Consider the following 22563-nt stretch of genomic DNA (forward strand, 5'->3'; position numbering starts at 1 on the left):
GTGTAACAACCTTTAAAACAGTTGTTACACGCTCCTTACTTACTTCTTCTGACGGCTGCGAGAGACTAGAAGAACTAGATACGTTAATAAGCCAAATAGTAAAGTGATGAATAAGGAATGTAGCAATGCGAAATAGAGATTTAATTTAGTCAGTACGACAATCATTCCTGTGGTCGCTTGTGCGAGTACTAGGCCAAATGCGGTAATCCAACCCCAGTAAATAACACGTTGATCACTATAATGTTTAATGGCTTTAATTGCGATGAACCCAATCCAAACAACAATCAATGCTGCGGCTAAACGGTGACCCATCTGTATCCACTCATACATATTGTTCGGTAAGCTAAATTCGTTATTCCGGCATAAAGGCCAGTCAGAACATATAAGGCCCGAACTAGTATGACGAACAAGAGCACCCGTGTATATAACAAAGTATGAATAAATAGTTACGCCAATTGTGTGGAAACGTAATGTTTTGTCAATGCGTATTTTATCTGTATCAAACTTCTGGTCTACTTCAAACACCAATAAAGTTAATAAGAAGACGGACGCAAAGGAAATGAGTGAAATCCCAAAGTGCAAGGCCAAGATAAAATCGCCTTGTCCCCATAATACTTGAGCTGCTCCAATCAATGCTTGTAGAATCAAGAAAAATACTGCCATGAAAGCTAAAAACTTTGTTTCACGAACGTGACCAAGTGCCCTCCACGACCATATCGCCAGTATGACGATGAAAATACCTACTGAACCTGTAACTAACCGGTGTGAGAATTCAATTAAAACTTCCGCTGTGATGTCGTCAGGAATAAGTTGTCCATTACAACCAGGCCAATGTCTTCCACACCCCATACCGCTGTCGGTTTTGGTAACTAGCGCTCCGCCGAGTAAGATCGCGAGCATTCCAATCGTAGAAGCTACCCCAAACCATTTTAAAAATCTGTTATATCGCAAGTACGAAACACCTTCTTCTATTGAATTGACCATCAAAAGGTCGATTTACGTAAAAAATTGCCTAAATTCCAAAAATAATCATATTGAGATGTATAGCTAAATCTCGATGGTTTCCGCGGAATTGAAGCATCTATTGCAAGCCTTATGATAACGAAAAAATAACACAAACACAATGCAAGAAGCTAATAAACCACTGATGTATAAGGCTTTTCACAAATTGTTCATAAAATAGTCTCTTTAACTTCACAAATGAGTGCCAGAAATGCATTACTATATAGAAGGTGAATGATAAAGACACAAAGGTTGCATAAACCGCTATAAATTGAGAAATGGTCTGGAAATTCCGGACGATTTTAGATATAGTAGGTGATAGGGTCTTTGCTGAAAACTTTGAAAGGAGGGTTATTATGTCAAACGGTCGAACGCTTTCGACAGTTGCAGATCCAAAAGTAGAAACCATTACCTTGTGGAAAGACTTTTTGGCGCTGATCAAAATAGGTATTGTTAACTCGAACTTGATCACTACGTTCACCGGTCTTTTTTTGGCATTTCAATTCACTGGTAAAAGTTTTCTCCATAACTTGGATCTACTGGTATTTGCAATTCTAGGTACTGGATTGATCATCGCATCTTCGGGCGCTATGAATAACTTGATTGATCGCGATATCGATCCCGTCATGTCGAGAACGAAGTCGAGACCGACAGTAACAGGTAGATTTAAAGCTCCCGCTGTGATGACGCTAGCTGTTACATTCCTGCTAGCTGGAGAAATATTACTATTCTCTGCATCACCTATGGCAGGTTGGCTTGGTATCTTGGGTGTATTCGCTTATGTTGTTTTGTATTCCATGTGGTCTAAACGGAAGCATGTAAGCAATACTGTAGTAGGAAGTCTTTCAGGAGCAATTCCACCCCTAATCGGATGGGCAGCTGTTGATCCTACACTGCCAATGGGAGCGTGGGCGTTATTTTTAATTATGTTCATATGGCAACCACCGCATTTCTATGCGTTGGCTATGCGTAGAACAGAAGAGTATCGGGCGGCTAACATTCCGATGTTACCAGTAGTTAAGGGGTTTGAGCGGACGAAGAAGTCGATGCTTATGTGGGTATTGCTACTATTTCCACTGCCATTCTTATTACCACAGCTCGGTATGGGCTTTATAGTATTTGCAACACTATTGAATATTGGGTGGCTTTATTTATCTATCAAAGGATTTAAGGCCAAAGAAGATTTGAAATGGGCGACGGGAATGTTCGTATATTCTTTAAACTATATGACAATCTTGTTTGTATCCATGATTATTTTCTCTATATTCATCTAATGTATCGGAATTCTTTCTTTAAAACAGGAATTCATCATAAAGGGGCACTCAGTCCTCCAGAGTAGAAAAACATTTTTTTAGAAAGAGAGGTATTAGTTAGCGATGATTAAAGGACTCAAAAAGTGGCGTCTCTTTTCTTTACTAGCGCTTTTCGCTGTGTTCATGGCAGGTTGTGGTAATGAAGAGATTTCAACCTTCCAACCAGCTGGACAAGTCGCTAATGACCAGTTTAAGTTGTTGCTATTAGCATCAGGAATTATGTTACTGGTTATCATTGTAGTAGTAATTATTTACACTGTTGCATTATTGCGCTTCAGACGTTCCAAGTTGGGTGAAGATCATATACCAGAGCAAGTGGAAGGAAGTCACACACTTGAGCTGATTTGGACATTCATTCCAATCGTATTACTTTTGATTCTTGCTATTCCTACCGTTCACTACACGTATAAATTAGGTGATGTGAAAGCAATGGAAGCAGTTGATGATGAGGGCAATGCTGAGAATCTAGTAGTAGATGTTACTGCGAAGTTATATTGGTGGGAGTTCGAGTATCCTGATCTAGGTATTGTTACGGCTCAGGAACTAGTAGTACCTACTGATGAAAAAGTTTACTTTAACTTGATCGCAGCGGACGTAAAGCACTCATTCTGGATTCCGTCAGTTGGCGGTAAGCTAGATACGAACGTGGAAAACGTAAATAAATTCTATCTGTCATTTGAGAAAGAATCCGAAGGTTTGAAAGATGGCGTTTTCTACGGAAAATGTGCTGAGCTATGTGGACCTTCACACGCATTAATGGACTTTAAAGTAAAAACATTACCGAGAGATCAATTTGACAACTGGGTTGCAGCTATGCAAAAAACAGCTGAAGAACCTGTTGTTGCAAATGCTGACGGTGAAGAAGTCTTCGCTCAAAGCTGTATCGGTTGTCACGCAGTTTCAGGTGTAGGTGAGTCAGGTGCACAAGGACCAAACTTGGCTTCATTCGGTGATCGTAATCGTGTAGCAGGTTACCTTGAACACGATGAAGAGAACTTGAAAGAGTGGATTCGTGATACACAGAAACTTAAACCTGGCAATACGATGCCTTCATTCAGTAAAGATCAAATTTCTGATGAAGACTTAGATGCATTAGCTGAATACTTAATGGGCTTAAAAGTTGCAAAATAATTTTCAAACGGAAATTGAATAGGAGGTAACACAGTGAGTTCAGTTGCTCAAAAAAGTGGCTTTGGCGCAACACTTTGGGATTGGCTGACAACAGTCGACCATAAGAAGATCGGAATTCTGTATCTCCTCGGGGGATTATTCTTCTTCGTTCTAGGTGGTATTGAAGCGATGATCATTCGTCTTCAGTTGATAACACCAAACAACGATCTCGTAAGCGCAGGGCTTTTTAATGATTTAATTACAATGCACGGAACGACCATGATTTTCTTGGCAGCAATGCCGATTCTCTTTGGCTTTATGAACGCGATCATGCCGCTTCAAATCGGAGCACGTGACGTAGCGTTCCCATTCATTAACTCATTAGGTTTTTGGATGTTCGCATTTGGTGGTTTATTCCTTAACATCTCTTGGTTATTCGGTGAAGTTCCAGATGCTGGTTGGACATCTTATGCATCGTTATCACTTCACTCACCAGGACATGGTGTAGATTTCTATGCAATCGGTTTACAAATCGCGGGTGGTGGTACGTTAATGGCAGGGATTAACTTCCTTGTAACAATTATTAACATGCGTGCACCAGGGATGACGTATATGCGTATGCCTTTGTTTACATGGACTACGTTTGTTGCGTCTGCAATGATTTTATTCGCATTCCCTCCGTTGACTGTTGGATTGTTCTTCCTAACGTTTGACCGTATGTTTAGTGGTAACTTCTTTGATCATACGATGGGCGGGAACACGATTATCTGGGAGCATATTTTCTGGATTTTCGGTCACCCTGAAGTATATATCTTGATTTTGCCAGCATTCGGTATTTTCTCTGAAGTATTCTCTGTATTTGCAAGGAAACGTCTTTTCGGTTACACAGCGATGGTATTCGCTACAGTGTTAATTGGTTTCCTAGGCTTCATGGTATGGGCTCACCATATGTTTACAGTTGGTCTTGGGCCGACAGCAAACGCAATCTTCGCAGTAGCGACAATGGCAATTGCTGTACCGACAGGTGTTAAAATCTTTAACTGGTTGCTTACAATTTGGGGCGGTAGTATTAAAGTTACAACTCCAATGCTCTATGCTTTAGGTTTTATTCCTTCATTCGTAATGGGTGGAGTAACAGGCGTAATGCAAGGGGCAGCACCACTTGATTATCAGTTACACGATTCTTATTTCATCGTAGCTCACTTCCACTACGTAATTGTAGGTGGGGTAGTACTCGCCATTTTTGCAGGCCTTCACTACTGGTGGCCAAAAATGTTCGGTACGATGTTGAATGAGTTTTTAGGTAAAATCACTTTCGTATTCTTCTTTATCGGTTTCCACCTGACATTCCTAATTCAACACTGGTTAGGTTTCTGGGGAATGCCACGTCGCGTTTGGACGTTCATGGATGGACAAGGTTGGAACCTTGCAAACTTTATCAGTACAATCGGTGCGCTTTTAATGGCAATTGGATTTACAGTCATGGTAATCAACATCATTATGACAACTGTTAAAAATGAGCGTGTTGGAAATGACCCTTGGGGCGACGGACGTACACTTGAGTGGGCGATTCCATCACCACCGCCGTTCTATAACTTCCCTGCAACTCCATTAATTCGTGGTTTGGACACATTATGGGTTGAGAAGATGGAAGGTAGTAAGGAAATGATTACACCAGCTGAACCTATTACGGACATTCATATGCCACACGGTTCAATTATCCCAATGTTGATGAGCCTTGGATTATTCATCGCTGGATTCGGTGCAATGTTCCACCAGGAAACTTCATGGGGACTAGGAGTATTGATCTTTGGTCTTGCCTTCACATTCGTAACAATGGCAACTCGTTCAGTGAAAGATGATCTTGGTTACTATGTTACAAAAGAGCAAATCTTACAAGATCAAGAAAATTTAAAAAGGGGGCGTAACTAATGGATTTGAATACAAAATTCACCCCTGAAACGTGGCCCGCTCATCCAGAGAGAGCTACTTTGGAAGCAAAGAATAAATTCGTTGGTTTCTGGCTATTCCTTGGCGGAGAGACAATTCTCTTCGCTACGTTGTTCGCAACGTATATGGCTCTGAAAAACAAAGGCCCGAGTGGTTTTGGTTTCACAACGCAAGAACTATACACATTGCCGTTAGTATTTGTGATGACTATGCTTCTTCTAACATCGTCACTTACAAGTGTCTACGCAATGTATCACCTGAAGAGTTTCAACTTCAAAAAAATGCAACTATGGCTAGGTCTTACAGCATTATTAGGACTTGGATTCTTGATGTTAGAAGTATATGAGTTCTCTCATTACGTTCAAGAAGGATTTACTTTCAGTAACAGTGCGTTCAGTTCCGCGTTTTATACATTAGTAGGAACACACGGGTTCCACGTAGCAATTGGTTTAGTATGGGTTACTTTGTTGATCTTCCGTAACTCAAAGCGTGGATTGAATTTGTATAACGCAACGAAGTATTATACATTTTCACTTTATTGGCACTTCATTGACGTAGTTTGGGTATTCATCTTTACTGTAGTCTACTTGATGGGAGTGGTCGGTTGATGTCAGAAGTTCAAATGATTAAAAGATCTCCTGCTGAACAGTCACTGTCTCAACGTCGAGCAAAAGAATCAATGCGCAGCCAAATTGCGATGTTTGCTTTGATGATATTCTTAACACTTGTATCATTTTCTATGGTGTTTGCTCATCTAAATGACGTTGCTGGTTTCTCGAAATTCTTTGTAATTCCAACATTATTCCTCTTTGCAGCTGTACAAGTTGGTCTTCAACTTTACTACTTCATGCATATGAATGAAAAAGGACATGGCGTACCGCAAATGTTTATGTTTACAGGTGCAATGTTAGGATTTTTGATCCCACTAACATTTGTAACTATCGTTTGGTGGTAAGCAATAGAAAGGGCTTATGGATTCTTCCATAAGCTCTTTTTCTATTTACTTTAAGATGAAATTGTCAAAGTTCGTACATTGAGTTATGAGCTATATGCTCGTATAATAGGCATAGGTAAGAACTGTGTCGACTTCGTGCTGTGATCGAATATCAATTGTAAATATCTCCGTATTACACACAGAATAGATGTAGTGGGTTAATTATTAAAGGAGAGTGATTGTTTTGCCGTTAAGTATTTTTGGTTTTAGGGCTTTGTGGAGTCCTTACTTCTTAATAGCCATAGCACTTGGAATCGTTTTATATTATCTTATAACTGTTAAATGGCGAGATCGGTTTGAGGGATCACAGCCGTTAACGAAACGACAGGCCGTGTATTTTTTAGCTTCCATGCTGTTACTGTATATTGTCAAAGGCTCACCCATGGATTTAATCGGTCATATTCTATTTTCTGTTCATATGGCTCAAATGGCTTTATTGCTTTTGGTTGTAGCACCGTTCTTCATAATTGGCATACCGAACTGGGTATGGGAAAAACTTTTATCATACACGATGTTCAAGAAAGTATTCATGCTATTAACTAAACCGCTTATTAGTTTATTACTGTTTACATTTATGTTCTCGATGTATCACTATCCACTCATACTCGATCAGGTGAAGTTGAGTTTGCCTCTACACACGCTTTTCACTATCACACTGTTCTTCTCTGCTATTTGTCTCTGGTGGCCAGTAGTGAATACAGTAAAAGGACAACCGCAACTACACGGTTTGAAAAAAATAGGATATGTAATATTGAGTGCATTGCTCATTACACCTGCTTGTTCGTTAATCATCTTCGTGGACGTGCCGGTGTATGAAACATATAGCAGTGGTGAAGCATGGCTGCAAGCGATGGCACTCTGTGTACCAAGCGGAACTTTAGCAGGTCTGTCAGGCCTTGGTATCTCGGGACCTGAACTATTCACAAATATGCCTACGCTGTATGATCAGCAATTAGGTGGAATATTGATGAAAGTCATTCAAGAACTTGTTTATGTAGTCGTTATTGGTCGTATTTTTTATAGCTGGTCAAAGTATGAAAAAGACAATGCAGATGAAATTACACGAAAAGATTTACTCAAACGCCATAACCTAACTATGCATGGCTGATTGTGCAAAAGGAAGTTAGCAAGTAATAGGACTCCCTGAAGGCCATCAGTACTTCTTTCATCAGCTTATTTGCTATTTTGATCGGGATTGTTTGGTAATTGATACGGCAAAGAAAAATGGAAGGATACCAAAAAACCATGTTACAACTGTCATCTGATTTTTCACAGTCGTTACAAGGATTGTCATGTAGTTGTTGTTATATGTCTACTAGAAGGGTAAAGTAAAAATTTCTGTATTTAAAGTGCTTCGTGATATTCAATATTTCATTTTTAGACTGAAGCCATACCCAAAAGGGATGGCTTCAGTCTTTTATATGTAGCAAATTCATAAAGCCGTACGTTATACATACGAAAAGGGATACCTCCATGGAGATATCCCTTCTCGTTTTAAATCTTGAAATTCAGTTTAATGATGCCTGCTTCTCTTGCTGTATTAAAAAGTATGACGAGCAATGGTCCAATGAAGAAACCGAGAATGCCGAAAAGTTTCAAACCGATAAACATTGCAATCAAAGTAGGTAAAGGAGACAATCCGATTTGTGAGCCCATTACTTTTGGTTCGACCGTTCTTCTGATAATCAAAAGGATTACAGCTAATATAGCTAATTTTGTCCCCATTGCGATATCGCCTGAAACATACTGGTAGATCGACCAAGGCGCGAGAATTATAATAGAGCCGAGTATCGGAATGATATCAATAATCCAGATCACCAAAGCCATCACTACTGCATATTTAGGAATGACTACAAGTAAGCCTATAAAGGAAACGGCTAGGATAATTAAGCTGACCAGCAATTGGGCTTTAGCGAATCCTACTATGACGTAACGTAATCGGTTCATCATATAGTGGACTTTTTCCGCAGTAGCTTCTGTTAAATGAAAGTAAAAAGTTTTCTTCAAGTTTGGCAATTCCAACATGAACAAAAATAGTGCAATCATGAACACAATAAAGCTAACAAGGAAATTGGGTATATCCGAGATTATGGCTAAAATTCGATCGTAACTTAAAAGTGTAATGATTGAAATCCGAATGGATTCGATAATTTCATTGAATTCGTTCTCCAGCATAGCCAAAATATCTTCGGGCATTCCTACTGTGTACTGAAATAGCTTGCTTTGCGTGTTAATCCATACACTTGAGAGAGAATTTAAGTGATTCGGAATCTCTTTTGTAAAATTGACTATTTTTCCAATGAGTGTAGTGACGGTATAGAAAAGAACAAGCACACTGATTCCCACAAATACGATAAAATTCACAATGACAGAAACTTTACGCTTCCACTTAAATCGTATTTCTACCCATTTAACAAGTGGATCTAAGAATAGTGCCGTAAGCAAAGCCAAAATAATGGGAATGGAAACGGGTAAAATAAAGAATATAATAACCAAAAGTACGATGATACCGAATGCAACCATGATATTACGTTTTGTGAGCAATTTCAAAAGTGATCGTCCTCCACATAGATACTGTTTTTATTATAACCAAATTAGTGGAGTAATAGTAGAAAAAGCCGAAGAACATTTAGCTCTTCGGCTTTTACATATCATTACAAACTATATTGCTTTAACTCGTCATATACCTTCTTTAACGTTAGTTCGCAATCCTTAACTAAGCTAGCAGGGAAGTCTTCTTCTTCACCGTACTCAACGCCGTGTGGGTAGTAGTGCTTTCCTAGAACGGGTTGCTTTAGACGAACCGTAGCTTTTCTACCATCGATATCGCCTTCAACAAGTTCACCGAAGACGCGCAAGTAGTATGTACCTTCTTTAACAATATACTTCTTATCGAAAGTTACACGCTCATAATCCCATTGTCCATCAATTTCAAGATTATTCTTATTCATAATTTCTTCCATTACTCGTAAATCTGCTACAAGGCCTTTAAGACCAATATTTTCAACGTACATCTGTATATCCCCCTCTATGTTCGTCCTGACGAATACGTATACTATTATATCATAAAACAAATCGTTTTTAGTTGCAATGACAACATTGTGTCAACGCTTTCTTTCCTGTCCGATATAGGTGACTATAGTGTGTGTCTTCTGTACAATATAAGAATGTTACCGATTCGGACTAGATATTCATCTAGAATAAATGTTCACCGATAAATGAATTCTTGTAGTATGTAATAGTATTATAGGAGTGGCATATAAAGAGTGGAAAGGAAGATAACATGTGGAGAGTAGGATGGAAGATTCTTGTTTTACTTTTGATTGTAATGGGAGTCTTTTATTTCATGACGGATAAAATAAGTGAAAATTTGCCCCTGGAGTCACCTGTACAGCATGGTTCACCAATTGCTGTTCCTGAAAAAGGTCCATCGATAGGTGGAGAAGGTATGCCGAGACCTAATGAAGGCATGTCAGTACTTGTTGGGCAGAAAATTAATAAGCTGGAAGAACAATTTGGTAAACCATCTAGGATTGAACCATCGAGTTTTCAGTACGATTGGTGGGTTTATACGGAAGAGCCGCGTTTTATGGCAGGGGTTTTGAATGGCAAAGTGAACCAAATATATACTGCTGATCATACAACAGATTTAGCTCCGTTTAAAATCGGGCAAAACGTACAGGATATTCACCGCTTTACGCCAATTGAATCCGAGATTGACGTGACGATTAATGAAAATATTTATACATTTTCGTTAAATAGTGAAGATATTAAGAATCGGCTTCTTATACCCTATGAGAATTTGTATGTACAATTATATATAGATCAAATAGATGGCGGGATCGAAGGTGTACGGTTCATCAATCCGACTACTTTGGTGAAACATCAGCCTTACGACATGACCTATCTTGGAGAAATGATGGAAGCACCAAAGCCTTCATCTACTGTTCAGACTGAAGTGGATCGCGCGATGGAGCGACAGACATTTGAATTGACTAACCAATTGCGTGAAGGGCATCAACTGCCTCTTTTATCATATAATGATAAGCTGGCCACACTTTCAAGAAAGCATAGCCAGGAAATGATATTCCGTAAATATAGTTCTCATGATGAAGGACCTGTGGAAGTGTTTGCTGATAGATTAAAAGATGTTGGACTAACACCAAGCAAAGCAGGCGAAAACATAGCGTTTAATTATATTGATGCCATTGAAACTGTACATGGTTGGTTAAATTCTTCAAAACACCGGGATGTCTTACTGAATCCGAATTTCACGCATACCGGCATTGGTGTTTATAATAAATACTATACTCAGTCATTTATGGCGCAGACTGAATCGGAAAACTCCATACATGACGACTAAGGAAGAATCCATGTACCTTCCTCATTTGATGCGATGCCTCGTATATGAAGAGGCATCGCATTTTGCTTTGCATACACTGCTGCTTTTTCCTGAATAATGGGTCGATTACATTTTAATAACGGAAGAAATTCATCGAATGTGAGTCGATCAAAACGCTTATAATCAGAAGTAGTATGAGGATCTGCTGACATGACGCCTGGTACATCTTTGAAAAACTCTACATGATGAGCTTGCAATGCACAGGCTAATGCGATCGCTGTCAAATCACTGCCACCTCTACCAAGAGTCATAAACTTTCCTTGTACATTCATTCCTTGAAAACCGGGGACGATGATACAGGAGTGCGTTTGAAGTGTACTGACAATATGTGTACTGTTAATTTTATCGATCGTTGCGTTACAAAAATCTCCCGATGTGCGAATGCCTGTATTTTGTCCATAGACAATTGTGTTATCTATACCTTCTGTAGATAATTCTGCAGACAATACAGCTGAAGCGATTAATTCGCCGCATGCAGCGGCCAAGTCTCTGGCTTCGCTGGATTTTGAGAAGGCGTCCGTAAGAGTAAGTAAATCGTCTGTGGAATAGGCGTCGCCCCCTCTACCCATTGCAGAGACTACAACGATGACGGCACGGTATTTCGACAACGCTTGTCGAATATGCTGAATACACTTTGTACGTTGTTGTTGATTCTGCATAGCAATTCCGCCAAACTTTTGGATAATCATAGAATCCCAACTTTCTTCGTGACATTCTTCTTATGCCTTTCATAGAATACTTTATGCTTCGTTTCATTATATTCTCTGAAGAATAAAATGTTCGGGAAGGGGAGGGAGACCTTGCTTTTATCTGAATTACTAAAAGATTGGCCATGCACTATTTTACAGGGCTCAATTCGGCGAACAATCGATGGGATCACGGAATCATCAAAGAGGGTCGAGAAAAACTATGTATTTGTAGCAAAGAAAGGCGTTAAGACAGATGGCATCATATTTATTGAAAAAGCGATATCAAATGGAGCCAAAACATTAGTAATCGATCGGGATCACATAGATCGAACACGCATACCAGAAGAAATTACGATCGTTCTGGTTCCTGATAGTTCGCTATTTATTTCCTATGCAAGTGCAAAGTTTTCAGAAAACCCGGCTGAAGAATTGTGCATCATTGGCATTACGGGAACAAACGGTAAAACTACAGTCAGTCACTTTACCGGGCAATTATTAAAAGAACTCGGACACAAAACAGCTATTATAGGAACGACGGGTCTTTATATTGACGGTAAGCTGACAGAGACAATTCAAGATTCTATGACGACGATGCCAGCTGAACAATTACATCCTATTTTACGTAAATGTATTAAGCAACAAGTGACCCATATTGTTCTTGAAGCCTCTTCAATTGGGTTATCCACCAATCGTTTAGCGCACTGCCCGTTAACTGTTGGTGTTTTTTTGAATATTGGGATGGATCATTACGCAGAACATGGAGGTAGGCAGCCATACATCGACGCCAAAAAACTACTCATTCCATTGGCTGAACAGCTTGTGATGAATGAAGATGACGAGACGTGTCGGGCTATAGGAGAGGAATTATCTACACCACCAATTTATTTTAGCAGTCGACATATTAGTGGCAGGCAACAACAAGAGGTTTTACTTCCAAATCTAGGTCATCATAACGAAATGAATGCAAGAGCGGCTATAGGAGCACTCATGGCACTCGGTTATTCATTACACGCAATAAAACCCCATTTGCATGCTTTGCGTCTTCCAACTGGACGTCTGGAGAAATACGAAGAAGCGGGTGTTGAAGTGTATGTAGATTATGCTCACACGCCAGACGCCTTGCAAGCGGTGTTGGAAGCCTTGTCTGAGTCCTCTAAACGGTTGATTACTGTGTTTGGATGTGGTGGGGGGAGAGATCGTCAGAAGCGTCCACAAATGGGTGCGGTAGCTGCACACTACAGTTCACACGTAATTTTGACTTCGGATAATCCAAGAATGGAAGATCCGTCACAAATTATTGTGGATATTTTGGCAGGCATGTCGGGATTTGCCACGCCTGTTGAAATCTTCATCGACCGTCACCAGGCAATCCAATACGCTGTCACACAAGCACAGCCTGGCGAGATAGTGCTCATTGCAGGGAAAGGACATGAACAAATCCAGCAAATAGAAAATCAGACGACGCACTTTTGCGATATGGAAGAAGTTAAAAAATCATTTAGTCATCGAAATACCAAAAAGTAAAAGTCTTAATGAATAGTCGAGGAACTAGTTTTTTGTTATGATAGTTGTGATAGGAGGTGCGGCAATTGGTGATGATGACAGATGAGTGGATGCGAGTCATCGATATGGCGGAAGAACTTTCCGATATGCTGCTGTGTTCTGAAGTGGTGAAAACCTATCAAGACGCACATAACCGTGTATATTCAAACGCCGATCTGCGAAAAAAGATCATGGATTTCACTAAAATGAAAGAACAATATGAGGATGTGCAGCGTTTTGGACGCTATCATCCAGACTATAAAGTAATTATGAAAGAAATTCGACTTCAAAAGCGTGAACTAGATTTGCAAGATGAAGTGGCTGCCTTGCGTCTGGCTGAAAATGACGTACAGGATCTGTTGGACGAAATTGGTATCTTGATTGGCCGGTCTGTTTCAGAAGCCGTGAAAGTACCAGCAGGCGACGGCACATTCTCTAACAGCTCTTGTGGCGGAGGTTGTGGTTCAGGCGGTAGCTGTTCTTGTTCGGCATAGAGAATTTCATAAAAATGAGTAACCCCCTGCGGAAATTAATTTGCAGGGGGTTACTTTTTACATAAAGTTCGTATCAAAGGAGCAAGCAAACAGTAAGCAGCGTTTTGCGTGAAAACATGTCCACGGTAAGTATTCAAGTCACTTTGAGTCTCTAGTTTTCATTAAAGAATGTCAATAATTGTTTTGGATAACTGGTTATGAAACCATCGACGTCCAATTTGGCTAGTTTTGGAAGTTCATCCGTTTCATTCAATGCATAAAATACAGTTATATTGAGATCTTGTAAAAAGCGGACGAAGCCTTCTGAAGCAAGTGGGAACATACCAAGTTTTTCAGGCAGGCAGAATAGATCTGCGTTTGGTCGGTACAGATGACCAAACTTGCTCGTGTAAGCGATGTATGCTTTTTTTATTTCTTCGCTTCCTGCACCTAAAGCAACAGAATTTTGCGCATACAAATTAAACCGATCGATTTGTTCATCATATAGACTCGTCACGACGACACGTTCAGTAGCATCCATCTCTTTTAATAATCTCCACAGTTTAGAAGGAATTAAACTTCCTTCATATGTTGTAGGGCAATCATTCATAGAGACGACAAGTAAAAGTTGGGGGAACTTTTCTAACAGTTCGCGTAACGACACACTAGATACATCACTTTGCAAAGTATCAAGATCATGGGCATTATGATGTTTTGTCAGGATTTCATCTACCGCAGAGTCGGCTATTTCATTGGAAAGCAAAAGTTCTCGTTTAGGCACTAAAATAATGTCTTCATCTCTCGTGAGTTGTATATCGACCGCGAATCCGTGAACACCTAAATCAGCAATCTCGGTATAAGCGGTAAGTAAGTCAACTTCTGTTTTTTGACAAAGTTGCGCATCGGTTAAAATAGCTACTTCAGAGAAACTAAGCGCTTTCTTTTCGTCACGTGGCTCTTGTTTTGCTATTACTTTTGTAGCCGCCCATGCAGCCACACTTGCAGCTCCGACAGTTAATGCAACGTTTGTTTTCCTTCCCAATCTAAAACCTCCCCAATAATATAATGAGTTTTCACATTTTTGTTTAGCGATGTTTATACTTCAACTGAATAGAAAATACTTGTATCCAGTCATCTTGTAAAAAAACAGATTGGATTCAGATATATGTCTTCTTAAGTGTAACCTATTCCAGAGAAGGTGTGCAAACAAAGATTGAGGACGGGACCTGGTTTCATGTATACGCAAACATTTCATATGCAAGGTTGCAGGACTTTTCTCACCTATGGTATTGTATGAAGTAAGAAAGAGGGGGAGAATCATGATTGATCGACAAGGCATAATTGTCTATCTCCATCATTTAAAACAAGCAAAATCATTGCGCAAATTTGGGCATGTTCATTATATTTCTAAACGAATGAAATACGTTGTGCTTTACTGTGACATGGAAGACGTGGAAACGACAATCACTAAGTTGGAGCGTTTATCGGCTGTACGGAAAGTATTGCCTTCACAGCGTCCCTTTGTTAGCACGATATATGAAAATGCAAAGCCGGATAAAGCAAAAGAATACGATTATAAAACAGGTTTGTAACTTGCTGCCGCTTATTAATTTAGCGGCGGCAATAAGTGGTTTAAGCGTAAGATACCCGTAATATATTGGTAAAACAGCTCGTTCTCAGCAAATTCAGTTGAATGTTTTATTTCAACTCTGACGGGCTTTTTATTTAGCGACTCTGCATGCTCAACAAACAAGTCATAACGTTTCGATGGTTTGTCCGCAGAATAACGAATTCCTTCCCTGCAAATATAGATCGGCATGAAGTGACTGTTTTCAGTTGCAGGAGTAAGAGAAACCGCTAATGACAATTGTTCATTAGATTTATATTTGGAGGAGAAAATATAGGACTTATGAATTCGTTCGGCGTTTGTAGACATGATTTCGAGTAATTCATAGATGTCGCTATAGCCTTCCCCTAGTTCAATAAAACGTTGTTGGATCATAATCAAGCGCTTCCTTTCAGGCGATTAGTAATGGTTCGTGTCCATCATACCATGTGATGAGGTGTTGTACGTTGAAAGTTATTATAAGGATTTTATTTCTTTTGGTGGCAGTAAACGGAGGACTCGTTTATTTGCATTACAGCCAATCGGCCAATGCAAATGGTGAAGGCGCGAATTCAAATACGTATCGTCAGGAAATCGAAGTCATCAATCGAGCGGACGGATTGTACATTCGTCACCACTTTTATAATTTGTCAGATGGTAGACACGAGATTATCTGGCCGAAAGGAAGTGTGGAGCACGGATGCGAAGCTGAGGACTCCTCCGCATGCGCTCGACTCAATGATTCTCTTGTGGCATTTGAAGAAGGAAAAAGCGGTCAACAATCCGTTCAGTATAAATTGCTGAAAAAGACACCGCTTACCGAGCGTAAACTATTTAAGGAGCCATTTGTGGTTCTTCGGGAAGCAAAGCCACTAACGACAGTTCTTCACGTGACAGATGAGCAAGGTGTTGGTGGGATGTGGGTGTCTGGCTTGGAACGTGTAGGAAAGGCAAATAAAGAGCGTATTACTTATCGTTTATATCGTGGCGTAGGATTTGTTAATGAGCTGTATTGGCAGAAACAGGACGTGCCACTTGCATACTCTTCAAACAAGCTGACAATATTCGGTGAAGGTATTGATAAAAAGTATAATGACCGACTGGTTAAAATGCTAGAAGCTATCGGTGGGAATCATATAAGTGTAGTGTTAGCTTCAAGTAATCAGCCGTTGTATGCGGAACGCTTTATTATAGAGAAAACGGACAATATGTCGCAAGTAATAAAACAAATTGCCAGAATGAGTGTCCAGGCGCGTTTCACTTTCCAAACGGACGAGCCATCCATGAGCAGTATGATAGCTTCTATACTTGTAGACGAGCCAATCGGTACAAGGGCGGAACAAGCAGCATTTACTCGCTTGAAAGAATCCATCTCTGCAGAGCAATATCAACAATTCCGTCAAAATATTCAGGAGACAATAGGTAAAAAAATATCTTCATCCGATTTGGATCGGTCGTTATCAAAGATACTAGCGTTCGACACGCACTATTTTCATAAAACGATGAAAGAGCAGCGGTATAACTATCCTTTTTTGTTATTGGATCCACGGACTGTATTGCTTGATGGGGAAGAAGTTCCAGAAGTGAAGGTAATAGTACAGGATGGCAAAAGTTTTTACCCTGCAGAAGAATTATTGTCCAAAATGGGCTATTCAATTCGTTCAAATGAGCAATCGATTTATTTCGACAGTCCAAATCGTACTTATCGTTTTTCTAAAGTACAACCTTTCTACGTCATGAACAATAGCAAATATGATTATACGGAAAAGCCTTATACCACAATCAATAAAACATTATACTTTGATGAAAATTGGTTGCGCCGAATCTTCTTAGTGTTAATTGATAAATCGGATGAGACTATTTCTATTGAACAAATTGAAAAGTTACTAAAGGAGATGGAAAAAGAATGAGAGTCATTTCCGGTTCGAGAAAGGGCACGTCATTGAAATCCTTACCCGGGACGTCAACGCGACCGACATCAGACAAGGTAAAAGAGTCTATTTTCAATAAAATCGGTCCTTATTTCGATGGAGGAACTATTGTTGAGTTATTTGGCGGTAGTGGCTCCGTTGCCATTGAAGCGTTATCAAGAGGGATGGAACGGGCTATTGTATTTGAAAAGAATCCTAAAGCGTGTGCTATTATCAAAGCAAACACAGAAAAGTGTCGAATGGAAGAATGTCTGCGGATTGAGAAAAAAGATGCACGACAGGCAGCTGCGATTCTTAAGCAGAAAGAAGTCTCTATTGATCTGCTATTTGTAGATCCCCCCTATGCAACAGTTGAATACTATGATGTAATTAAAGACGTAATAACGCAAGGGTTGCTGGCGGACGATGCAATCATTATTTGTGAACATGATAAACATATAGACTTGCCTGAACACTACGATACATATAGTCAAATCAGTTCCGCCGTTTATGGAAGTACTGCTATTACGATTTACAAGAAAAGAGGCTAACGACATGACACAAATTGCAATCGTACCGGGAAGTTTCGATCCGGTCACGAATGGACATTTAGATATTATAGAAAGAGCAGCAAAAACATTCCAAGAAGTCCGTGTTGCCGTAATGAATAACTCTTCCAAAAAACCGTTATTTACAGTGGAGGAGCGTGTTGTGTTAATTCAGGAAGCGATTTCGAAATATGACAATGTCAAGATTGATACGTCTGCAGGACTGTTGATAGATTATGCACAAGAAGTTAACGCATCGGTCATAGTTCGTGGATTACGCGCAATTTCGGATTTTGAGTATGAAATGCAAATCACGTCAATGAACCGGGTATTGGATGAAAGTATTGAAACGTTCTTCGTGATGACAAAGAGTCAGTATTCGTTCCTTAGCTCTAGTATGGTTAAAGAAGTGGCACGTTACGCTGGAGATGTCTCCACGCTCGTACCCTCACATGTCCATGTAGCTCTGATGAGGAAGTTCGGAAAGTAAGGATAAATATATAAAAAGTGATAAAAAGGCTGGGACAAAGCCTCAAAAGGTATGAAGGAGAAGACACCTTCATACCTTTTTTAATTCACTGAAACTTATTTAAAAAGTTTAATTTGTTAGTAATCAAGAGTGTACCGAAGCGGAAAAAGGCCGACTCCTGCGGGATCCAGCGCGAATGTTGAGACCCCGCAGGAGCCTAGCGACGAGGAGGCTCAAGCGCGCCCCGCGGAAAGCGCGCCTTTTGTAGCGTAGGGGAACGGACTGTTTTTTAAGTTATGTCCCAGCCTCCTTCGTAGCAGTAAGTGTACCAACAAGCACTTCCCTTAAAAGCGCACATCCTCTCCCAAACAACTAGACGTGTCACACCAGTTGATTGAATACTTGCTCAATAAATCCAAATGAACAATATAGGGACGAGTAACGTATTCCAGACCCTAGCAAACACGTAAGGAAGTATGCGTATACCAGCGCTCCTCGCGATCGTCATAACCTGCATATGAATACTCATGCCGTTAATCGAAAGGATAGCCGCAATGAGCATCGGATAAATCGCATCATCGGCAAAATGCTCGGTAGCCGACTGGACACCTGAAGTCATCTCGAACACTGCGAGCAATAAAGTCTTGGTAACGCCCATATCCACCGTGATGATAGAAGATATGGAATGCGAAAGCACATTACCGAGGGAAGAGAAGAAAATGACCGTGGTGGCCACTAACAATATGACGGATGAACTGTCTTTAATAGAGCGCAGTAAAGGTGACGTTTTATGTTGTTGGGGGATAACTGGGACAGAGGGCTGCTGATGCCGACTTCCCACAAGCGACATGGCCAATAGGAAAAACACGATATTAGCCAGATGAATGGCAAGCAACAATTTCCAACCAATTGTCGTGCTGCCGAATAATTCGTTACCCACAAAGCCAATAATGAACATAGGTCCTGGTGCATGACAGGATGCGACAAGCAAACAACTTTCAGCGGCAGAGATTTCTCCATTTTTTTTCATTTCGCTAACGGTCACAGCTCCTACCGGAAAGCCTCCAAATGAACCTAGCACATAAGCTTTTATGTAACGGCTCCATTGACTAGTGCCTTGCTTGCTAGGCATTTTCAATAACCACTGCGTTAAAATAATATATGGTAGCAAATAGGGAAGTAACGCATGAGTGAATAATTGGATGCCTGAAATGGCTCCTTCATGTGCGACATCTGGTTGCAAAATAAATAAAATGATTAGCGCCCAGATGAAGAGTACGTTACTCATTGTTCAATACGGCAGGATCATAAATTAAAGGCATCTGTCGCACTCCTTCCTAATTTTTGAAATGCAAGAAAATCTACCGTAATATATATGTAGTATTCGTACAGGCTATTAATGGAGGTGAGCTTTTATGAAAATGCGTAAGTGGGGAATCGCTGCGGTAATCCTACTAGTAGTGGCTTTTTTAGCACTTTATCCGTTAGATATGTATATTTCTCGACCGGGTGGAGCTTATGATTTGGCACCACTCGTAGAAGTAGTAGGCGGGGATACTGACGATGTAGGAACTTTTAGTTTAATGACAATTGCGATTGGCAAAGCGACACCTGTAACGTACGCTTGGTCAAAAATGTCGGACAAAATGAAGTTGTTGCCGGCCACGCAAGTCAGAAGACATGGTGAAAGTGATGCGGAGTATGGAGTACGTCAGAAAAAAATGATGGCTGATTCTAAAACACATGCCATATCGGTAGCGTTTGAGAAGGCAGGATTACCAATCAACAGAAAATTCACAGGAGTCTTTGTTGCAGGTGTATTACCGACAGGAGCTTCTGCGGGAAAGCTCGAAGTGGGGGATATCATTCAATCGATTGATCAACTAAAGCTAGCTTCAACAGAAGCATTTATGCGTAAAATCAGTGATATGCATGTAGGTCAGAAAGTCCATCTGCAAGTACAACGTGGACAACAGCAGTTGGATGTTCCAGTGGAATTAAAAGAACTTCCGAAGACGGACGGACGAGTGGGTCTTGGAATAGAGTTTGAAGAACAGGTTACATTGGAAACAGAACCAAAGGTTGATATACGTACAGAAGAAATCGGTGGGCCTTCAGCAGGTTTAATGTTCACACTGGAATTGATGAATCGCCTAGTGGATGTCGATTTAACGAAAGGCTATACTATCGCAGGGACTGGCGAGATGCATGAAGATGGGTCAGTAGGACGAATTGGTGGAATTGATTTTAAAATCATAGCAGCTGATCGTCAAGACATGGAGATATTTTTCGCGCCTGACGATGAATTACCGGAGGAAGTGAAAAAGAAGAATCCGCAGCTTCTCTCAAATTATGAAGAAGCGAAAGCAACTGCGGATAAAATTGGCACAAATATGAAAGTTGTACCGGTCAAAACGATTGACGATGCACTTAGTTACTTGGAAAAACTACAGGAAAAATGAGTCATCACAGCAATATGGGCGGTGTTTTAAAATCGAGACCAGGCTCTTTTTGTATACCACACATATAAATATCCGTACTTTTACTATCTAACAAAAGTGATGGATCTTTGTGAGAACCTACCCGAGTGATAAGTGGCAAAGTCATTTCTTTTTTCATTGTGCGTAAATAACTTCTTCCGTTTGCTGACATACCTAATAGCCGTAAATAAGATGGACTGGCAATTTGTGCGCGGGTTGATTTTCGATAACCAGTCAAAACATGTACTAGCATTCGTTGTATGCGCGTCCATGTATACCGTTTGGATTTGACGGCATGCATGAATTCTTGAAATGTAGCATGCTCTTTTGCAGCGCGCCATAAAGCGAACTCCATACCTTCCGTAATATCAGCAATGGACGCTAGTTGCTCAGGACCTTCACGAAGAATTGTGTACCGAAGAAATGGATAGAGATGATCCCAGCTTTGATGAGGCTGTTGACGAAGAAGCTCAAAGGAAGTTGTAGGCATGAAAGACTGAACGTGCGCGATATCGGTCGCAAACAATTGTTTGCGTATTCCCGTTGCGCTAGCAATAGTATCCGCAGGTAATGCAGTATCATGATAATGTGTTCCTCTTCGCTCTAGCGTAACGGCAATCATCTTCGATTGAATTTCTTTTACGGCTTGCATATAATGAAATCCTAGAATATTATTTGGCTCTGATAAATCTGCGAGTGGTTCTTCAGTGGTGCGTGAAATGGCTTCATATGCAATTCGCAATGCATTCGGATAACTGATCCCTTCCTGTATGGAACTCTTTATAGTTTTTTCATAAAGTTCTTTCTGTGTATTCATTGTGTCCAAACTATTCATAAATGGCGCGATGCGACCTTCTTCACTTCCGAAGCAAATATACGCGCAGCGGAGAGCGTCGAGGATTTGTACGGCTCCTTTCGCGAATTGAGGAGCATGGGCTGTGGAAAAAGCATAGGGCAACTCGATGACCAGGTCTGCACCATTAGCAAGGGCCATGCGCGCTCGTGTCCATTTATCGACAATCGCTGGTTCACCGCGTTGAAGAAAATGTCCACTCATCACAGCAATCATAACATCTGCATCTGTTAGCCTTTTAGCTTCATTGAGATGAAACAAATGGCCGTTATGAAAGGGATTATATTCGACGACAATACCAGTAGCTATCAATGAAATCCTCCTCTGTACTTGCGTATATCGAATTATACCGTTAAACTTGTTAAGGTGACAAGAAAATATCTTGACATCCCTTATTTAAAATACTATAATCAACATTGTTGTCTTGAGGTGATAGACATGAAATGGTCCATTCATCAATTACGGAAACATAGGCAAGGCCCGCTACTGTTTGACGAAGCAGTAAATTTGGATTCCGTGAAAAATCGGAATGAAGAAATTAGGGCAATTCAGCCTGTTCGAGTAAGTGGAACATGTACAATTGGTGAGAAAAAGTTAACATGCCAGCTTCGGCTAGAAGGTTCAATGATTTTGCCTTGTGCACGTACGTGGGAAGACGTCGATTATCCATTCTCCATTGAAACAGTTGAGCAATTCAGCTGGGACGAGGAGACACTTCAGATGGATGATGAAATTCATCCGGTTGATGGGGAAACAATTGATTTTACTCCTGTATTGGAAGAACTAATTTTGCTTGAAATCCCGCTGCAAGTATTCTGTGAAAATGCAGATGAGATGCGACAGGTGGAAGGTAAAGGTTGGTCCTATACAACCGATGAAGAATTGGAAGCGCAACGACAAGAAGCAGAAGAAAAAGTGGATCCTCGTTTAGCGGGATTGGCTAATTTTTTTGAAACCGATAAAGAGTAAACCCTTATAAGGAGGTGCCCCCCAATGGCAGTACCAAAGAGAAGAACTTCTAAAACGAAGAAAAATTTGCGTCGAACTCATTTCAAAATTGAAGCGCCAGGTATGACTACTTGTAACAACTGTGGCGAAATGAAATTGGCACACCACGTTTGCAAATCATGCGGACACTACAAAGGAAAAGACGTTGTAGGCGAATAATTTAGATTCTGCACAACGAATGAAAGGCTACCTTGAGACCATGGCTCAAGGTAGC

At 40.4% G+C, this 22563-nt stretch carries 24 protein-coding genes; 16 read left to right on the top strand and 8 right to left on the bottom strand.

The genetic code is table 11. The features are described 5' to 3' along the window. Nucleotides 1-39 precede the first annotated feature (39 nt). Nucleotides 40-984 (bottom strand): COX15/CtaA family protein, encoded by a 945-nt coding sequence (locus CSV63_RS00425; protein WP_099694062.1) that lies wholly within the window; start codon nt 982-984, stop codon nt 40-42. Nucleotides 985-1358: 374 nt separating this feature from the next. Here CSV63_RS00425 and cyoE point away from each other — a divergent pair, with 374 nt between their 5' ends. The 6 genes from cyoE to ctaG all read left to right on the top strand — a co-directional run bounded on the left by cyoE (nt 1359) and on the right by ctaG (nt 7477). Next, nucleotides 1359-2276 carry a heme o synthase gene (gene cyoE / locus CSV63_RS00430; protein ID WP_099694063.1) on the top strand — a complete coding sequence of 306 codons (918 nt, stop codon included), beginning with the start codon at nt 1359-1361 and terminating at the stop codon, nt 2274-2276. Nucleotides 2277-2378: 102 nt separating this feature from the next. Then, nucleotides 2379-3446 (top strand): cytochrome c oxidase subunit II, encoded by a 1068-nt coding sequence (gene coxB, locus CSV63_RS00435; protein WP_099694064.1) that lies wholly within the window; start codon nt 2379-2381, stop codon nt 3444-3446. Nucleotides 3447-3479: 33 nt separating this feature from the next. Further along, complete coding sequence (locus tag CSV63_RS00440) at nt 3480-5357, top strand: cytochrome c oxidase subunit I (protein ID WP_099694065.1); 1878 nt, start codon at nt 3480-3482, stop codon at nt 5355-5357. Then, on the top strand, nt 5357-5983 hold the full coding sequence (locus CSV63_RS00445; RefSeq protein ID WP_099632355.1) for a cytochrome c oxidase subunit 3: 627 nt from the start codon (nt 5357-5359) through the stop codon (nt 5981-5983). Before CSV63_RS00440 ends, CSV63_RS00445 begins: the two co-directional genes overlap by 1 nt. Continuing rightward, entirely contained in the window at nt 5983-6330 is a 348-nt protein-coding gene (locus CSV63_RS00450) for a cytochrome C oxidase subunit IV family protein (protein ID WP_099632354.1), read from the top strand. The genes CSV63_RS00445 and CSV63_RS00450 overlap by 1 nt, the downstream gene beginning before the upstream one ends. A gap of 223 nt (nt 6331-6553) precedes the next feature. Further along, nucleotides 6554-7477, top strand: coding sequence for a cytochrome c oxidase assembly factor CtaG (ctaG, locus tag CSV63_RS00455; protein WP_099694066.1), 924 nt, complete (start codon nt 6554-6556; stop codon nt 7475-7477). 386 nt (nt 7478-7863) lie between these two features. On the opposite strand, the gene ytvI is transcribed toward ctaG, so the two are convergent. Beyond that, nucleotides 7864-8919: a sporulation integral membrane protein YtvI gene (gene ytvI / locus CSV63_RS00460; protein ID WP_099694067.1), complete on the bottom strand. Its 1056-nt coding sequence runs from the start codon at nt 8917-8919 to the stop codon at nt 7864-7866. A gap of 104 nt (nt 8920-9023) precedes the next feature. After that, nucleotides 9024-9383 (bottom strand): YugN family protein, encoded by a 360-nt coding sequence (locus CSV63_RS00465; protein WP_099633075.1) that lies wholly within the window; start codon nt 9381-9383, stop codon nt 9024-9026. Between the two features lie 332 nt (nt 9384-9715). On the opposite strand from CSV63_RS00465, the gene CSV63_RS00470 reads away from it, so the two are divergent. After that, the gene (locus CSV63_RS00470) at nt 9716-10732 is read left to right on the top strand and encodes a CAP domain-containing protein (protein ID WP_158233874.1); all 1017 of its coding nucleotides are present in this window, start codon (nt 9716-9718) and stop codon (nt 10730-10732) included. On the opposite strand, the gene CSV63_RS00475 is transcribed toward CSV63_RS00470, so the two are convergent. Continuing rightward, the gene (locus CSV63_RS00475; protein ID WP_099694069.1) at nt 10729-11460 is read right to left on the bottom strand and encodes an amino acid kinase family protein; all 732 of its coding nucleotides are present in this window, start codon (nt 11458-11460) and stop codon (nt 10729-10731) included. The two genes, CSV63_RS00470 and CSV63_RS00475, sit on opposite strands and share 4 nt — an antisense overlap. A 111-nt stretch (nt 11461-11571) precedes the next feature. Here CSV63_RS00475 and CSV63_RS00480 point away from each other — a divergent pair, with 111 nt between their 5' ends. Both CSV63_RS00480 and CSV63_RS00485 read left to right on the top strand, forming a co-directional pair. Beyond that, nucleotides 11572-12984 carry a Mur ligase family protein gene (locus tag CSV63_RS00480; RefSeq protein ID WP_158233875.1) on the top strand — a complete coding sequence of 471 codons (1413 nt, stop codon included), beginning with the start codon at nt 11572-11574 and terminating at the stop codon, nt 12982-12984. A gap of 68 nt (nt 12985-13052) precedes the next feature. Continuing rightward, nucleotides 13053-13496 (top strand): YlbF/YmcA family competence regulator, encoded by a 444-nt coding sequence (locus CSV63_RS00485; protein WP_099694620.1) that lies wholly within the window; start codon nt 13053-13055, stop codon nt 13494-13496. A gap of 151 nt (nt 13497-13647) precedes the next feature. On the opposite strand, the gene CSV63_RS00490 is transcribed toward CSV63_RS00485, so the two are convergent. Beyond that, nucleotides 13648-14517 carry a glycerophosphodiester phosphodiesterase gene (locus CSV63_RS00490; RefSeq protein ID WP_099694071.1) on the bottom strand — a complete coding sequence of 290 codons (870 nt, stop codon included), beginning with the start codon at nt 14515-14517 and terminating at the stop codon, nt 13648-13650. A gap of 277 nt (nt 14518-14794) precedes the next feature. Here CSV63_RS00490 and CSV63_RS00495 point away from each other — a divergent pair, with 277 nt between their 5' ends. Beyond that, nucleotides 14795-15067 (top strand): YlbG family protein, encoded by a 273-nt coding sequence (locus CSV63_RS00495; protein WP_029052395.1) that lies wholly within the window; start codon nt 14795-14797, stop codon nt 15065-15067. Between the two features lie 14 nt (nt 15068-15081). Here CSV63_RS00495 and CSV63_RS00500 read toward each other — a convergent pair whose 3' ends face one another. Beyond that, complete coding sequence (locus tag CSV63_RS00500) at nt 15082-15477, bottom strand: DUF7147 family protein (protein WP_369823764.1); 396 nt, start codon at nt 15475-15477, stop codon at nt 15082-15084. Nucleotides 15478-15548: 71 nt separating this feature from the next. On the opposite strand from CSV63_RS00500, the gene CSV63_RS00505 reads away from it, so the two are divergent. Genes CSV63_RS00505 through coaD form a run of 3 tightly spaced genes read left to right on the top strand, consistent with a single transcriptional unit; the run spans nt 15549 to nt 18029 of the window. After that, entirely contained in the window at nt 15549-16991 is a 1443-nt protein-coding gene (locus CSV63_RS00505) for a hypothetical protein (RefSeq protein ID WP_099694072.1), read from the top strand. Beyond that, nucleotides 16988-17542 (top strand): 16S rRNA (guanine(966)-N(2))-methyltransferase RsmD, encoded by a 555-nt coding sequence (gene rsmD / locus CSV63_RS00510; RefSeq protein WP_099694073.1) that lies wholly within the window; start codon nt 16988-16990, stop codon nt 17540-17542. Before CSV63_RS00505 ends, rsmD begins: the two co-directional genes overlap by 4 nt. 4 nt (nt 17543-17546) lie before the next feature. Then, on the top strand, nt 17547-18029 hold the full coding sequence (gene coaD / locus CSV63_RS00515; protein ID WP_099694074.1) for a pantetheine-phosphate adenylyltransferase: 483 nt from the start codon (nt 17547-17549) through the stop codon (nt 18027-18029). Between the two features lie 385 nt (nt 18030-18414). Here coaD and CSV63_RS00520 read toward each other — a convergent pair whose 3' ends face one another. Then, nucleotides 18415-19296, bottom strand: coding sequence for a hypothetical protein (locus CSV63_RS00520; RefSeq protein ID WP_099694075.1), 882 nt, complete (start codon nt 19294-19296; stop codon nt 18415-18417). A gap of 127 nt (nt 19297-19423) precedes the next feature. Here CSV63_RS00520 and CSV63_RS00525 point away from each other — a divergent pair, with 127 nt between their 5' ends. Beyond that, complete coding sequence (locus CSV63_RS00525; RefSeq protein WP_099694076.1) at nt 19424-20470, top strand: SepM family pheromone-processing serine protease; 1047 nt, start codon at nt 19424-19426, stop codon at nt 20468-20470. A 4-nt stretch (nt 20471-20474) separates the two neighbouring features. Here the strand turns inward: CSV63_RS00525 and CSV63_RS00530 are convergent, their stop codons facing one another. Further along, entirely contained in the window at nt 20475-21653 is a 1179-nt protein-coding gene (locus CSV63_RS00530; protein WP_099694077.1) for a nucleotidyltransferase, read from the bottom strand. A gap of 126 nt (nt 21654-21779) precedes the next feature. Between CSV63_RS00530 and CSV63_RS00535 the strand changes: the two genes are divergently transcribed. Together CSV63_RS00535 and rpmF are read left to right on the top strand one after the other, a co-directional pair. Further along, the gene (locus CSV63_RS00535; protein ID WP_099694078.1) at nt 21780-22310 is read left to right on the top strand and encodes a YceD family protein; all 531 of its coding nucleotides are present in this window, start codon (nt 21780-21782) and stop codon (nt 22308-22310) included. Nucleotides 22311-22334: 24 nt separating this feature from the next. Then, nucleotides 22335-22508 (top strand): 50S ribosomal protein L32, encoded by a 174-nt coding sequence (gene rpmF, locus CSV63_RS00540; RefSeq protein ID WP_099630836.1) that lies wholly within the window; start codon nt 22335-22337, stop codon nt 22506-22508. The last annotated feature ends 55 nt before the right edge of the window (nt 22509-22563 follow it).

It is taken from the genome of Sporosarcina sp. P34 (assembly GCF_002743375.1).
In the GTDB taxonomy this organism is placed as follows: Bacteria; Bacillota; Bacilli; order Bacillales_A; family Planococcaceae; genus Sporosarcina.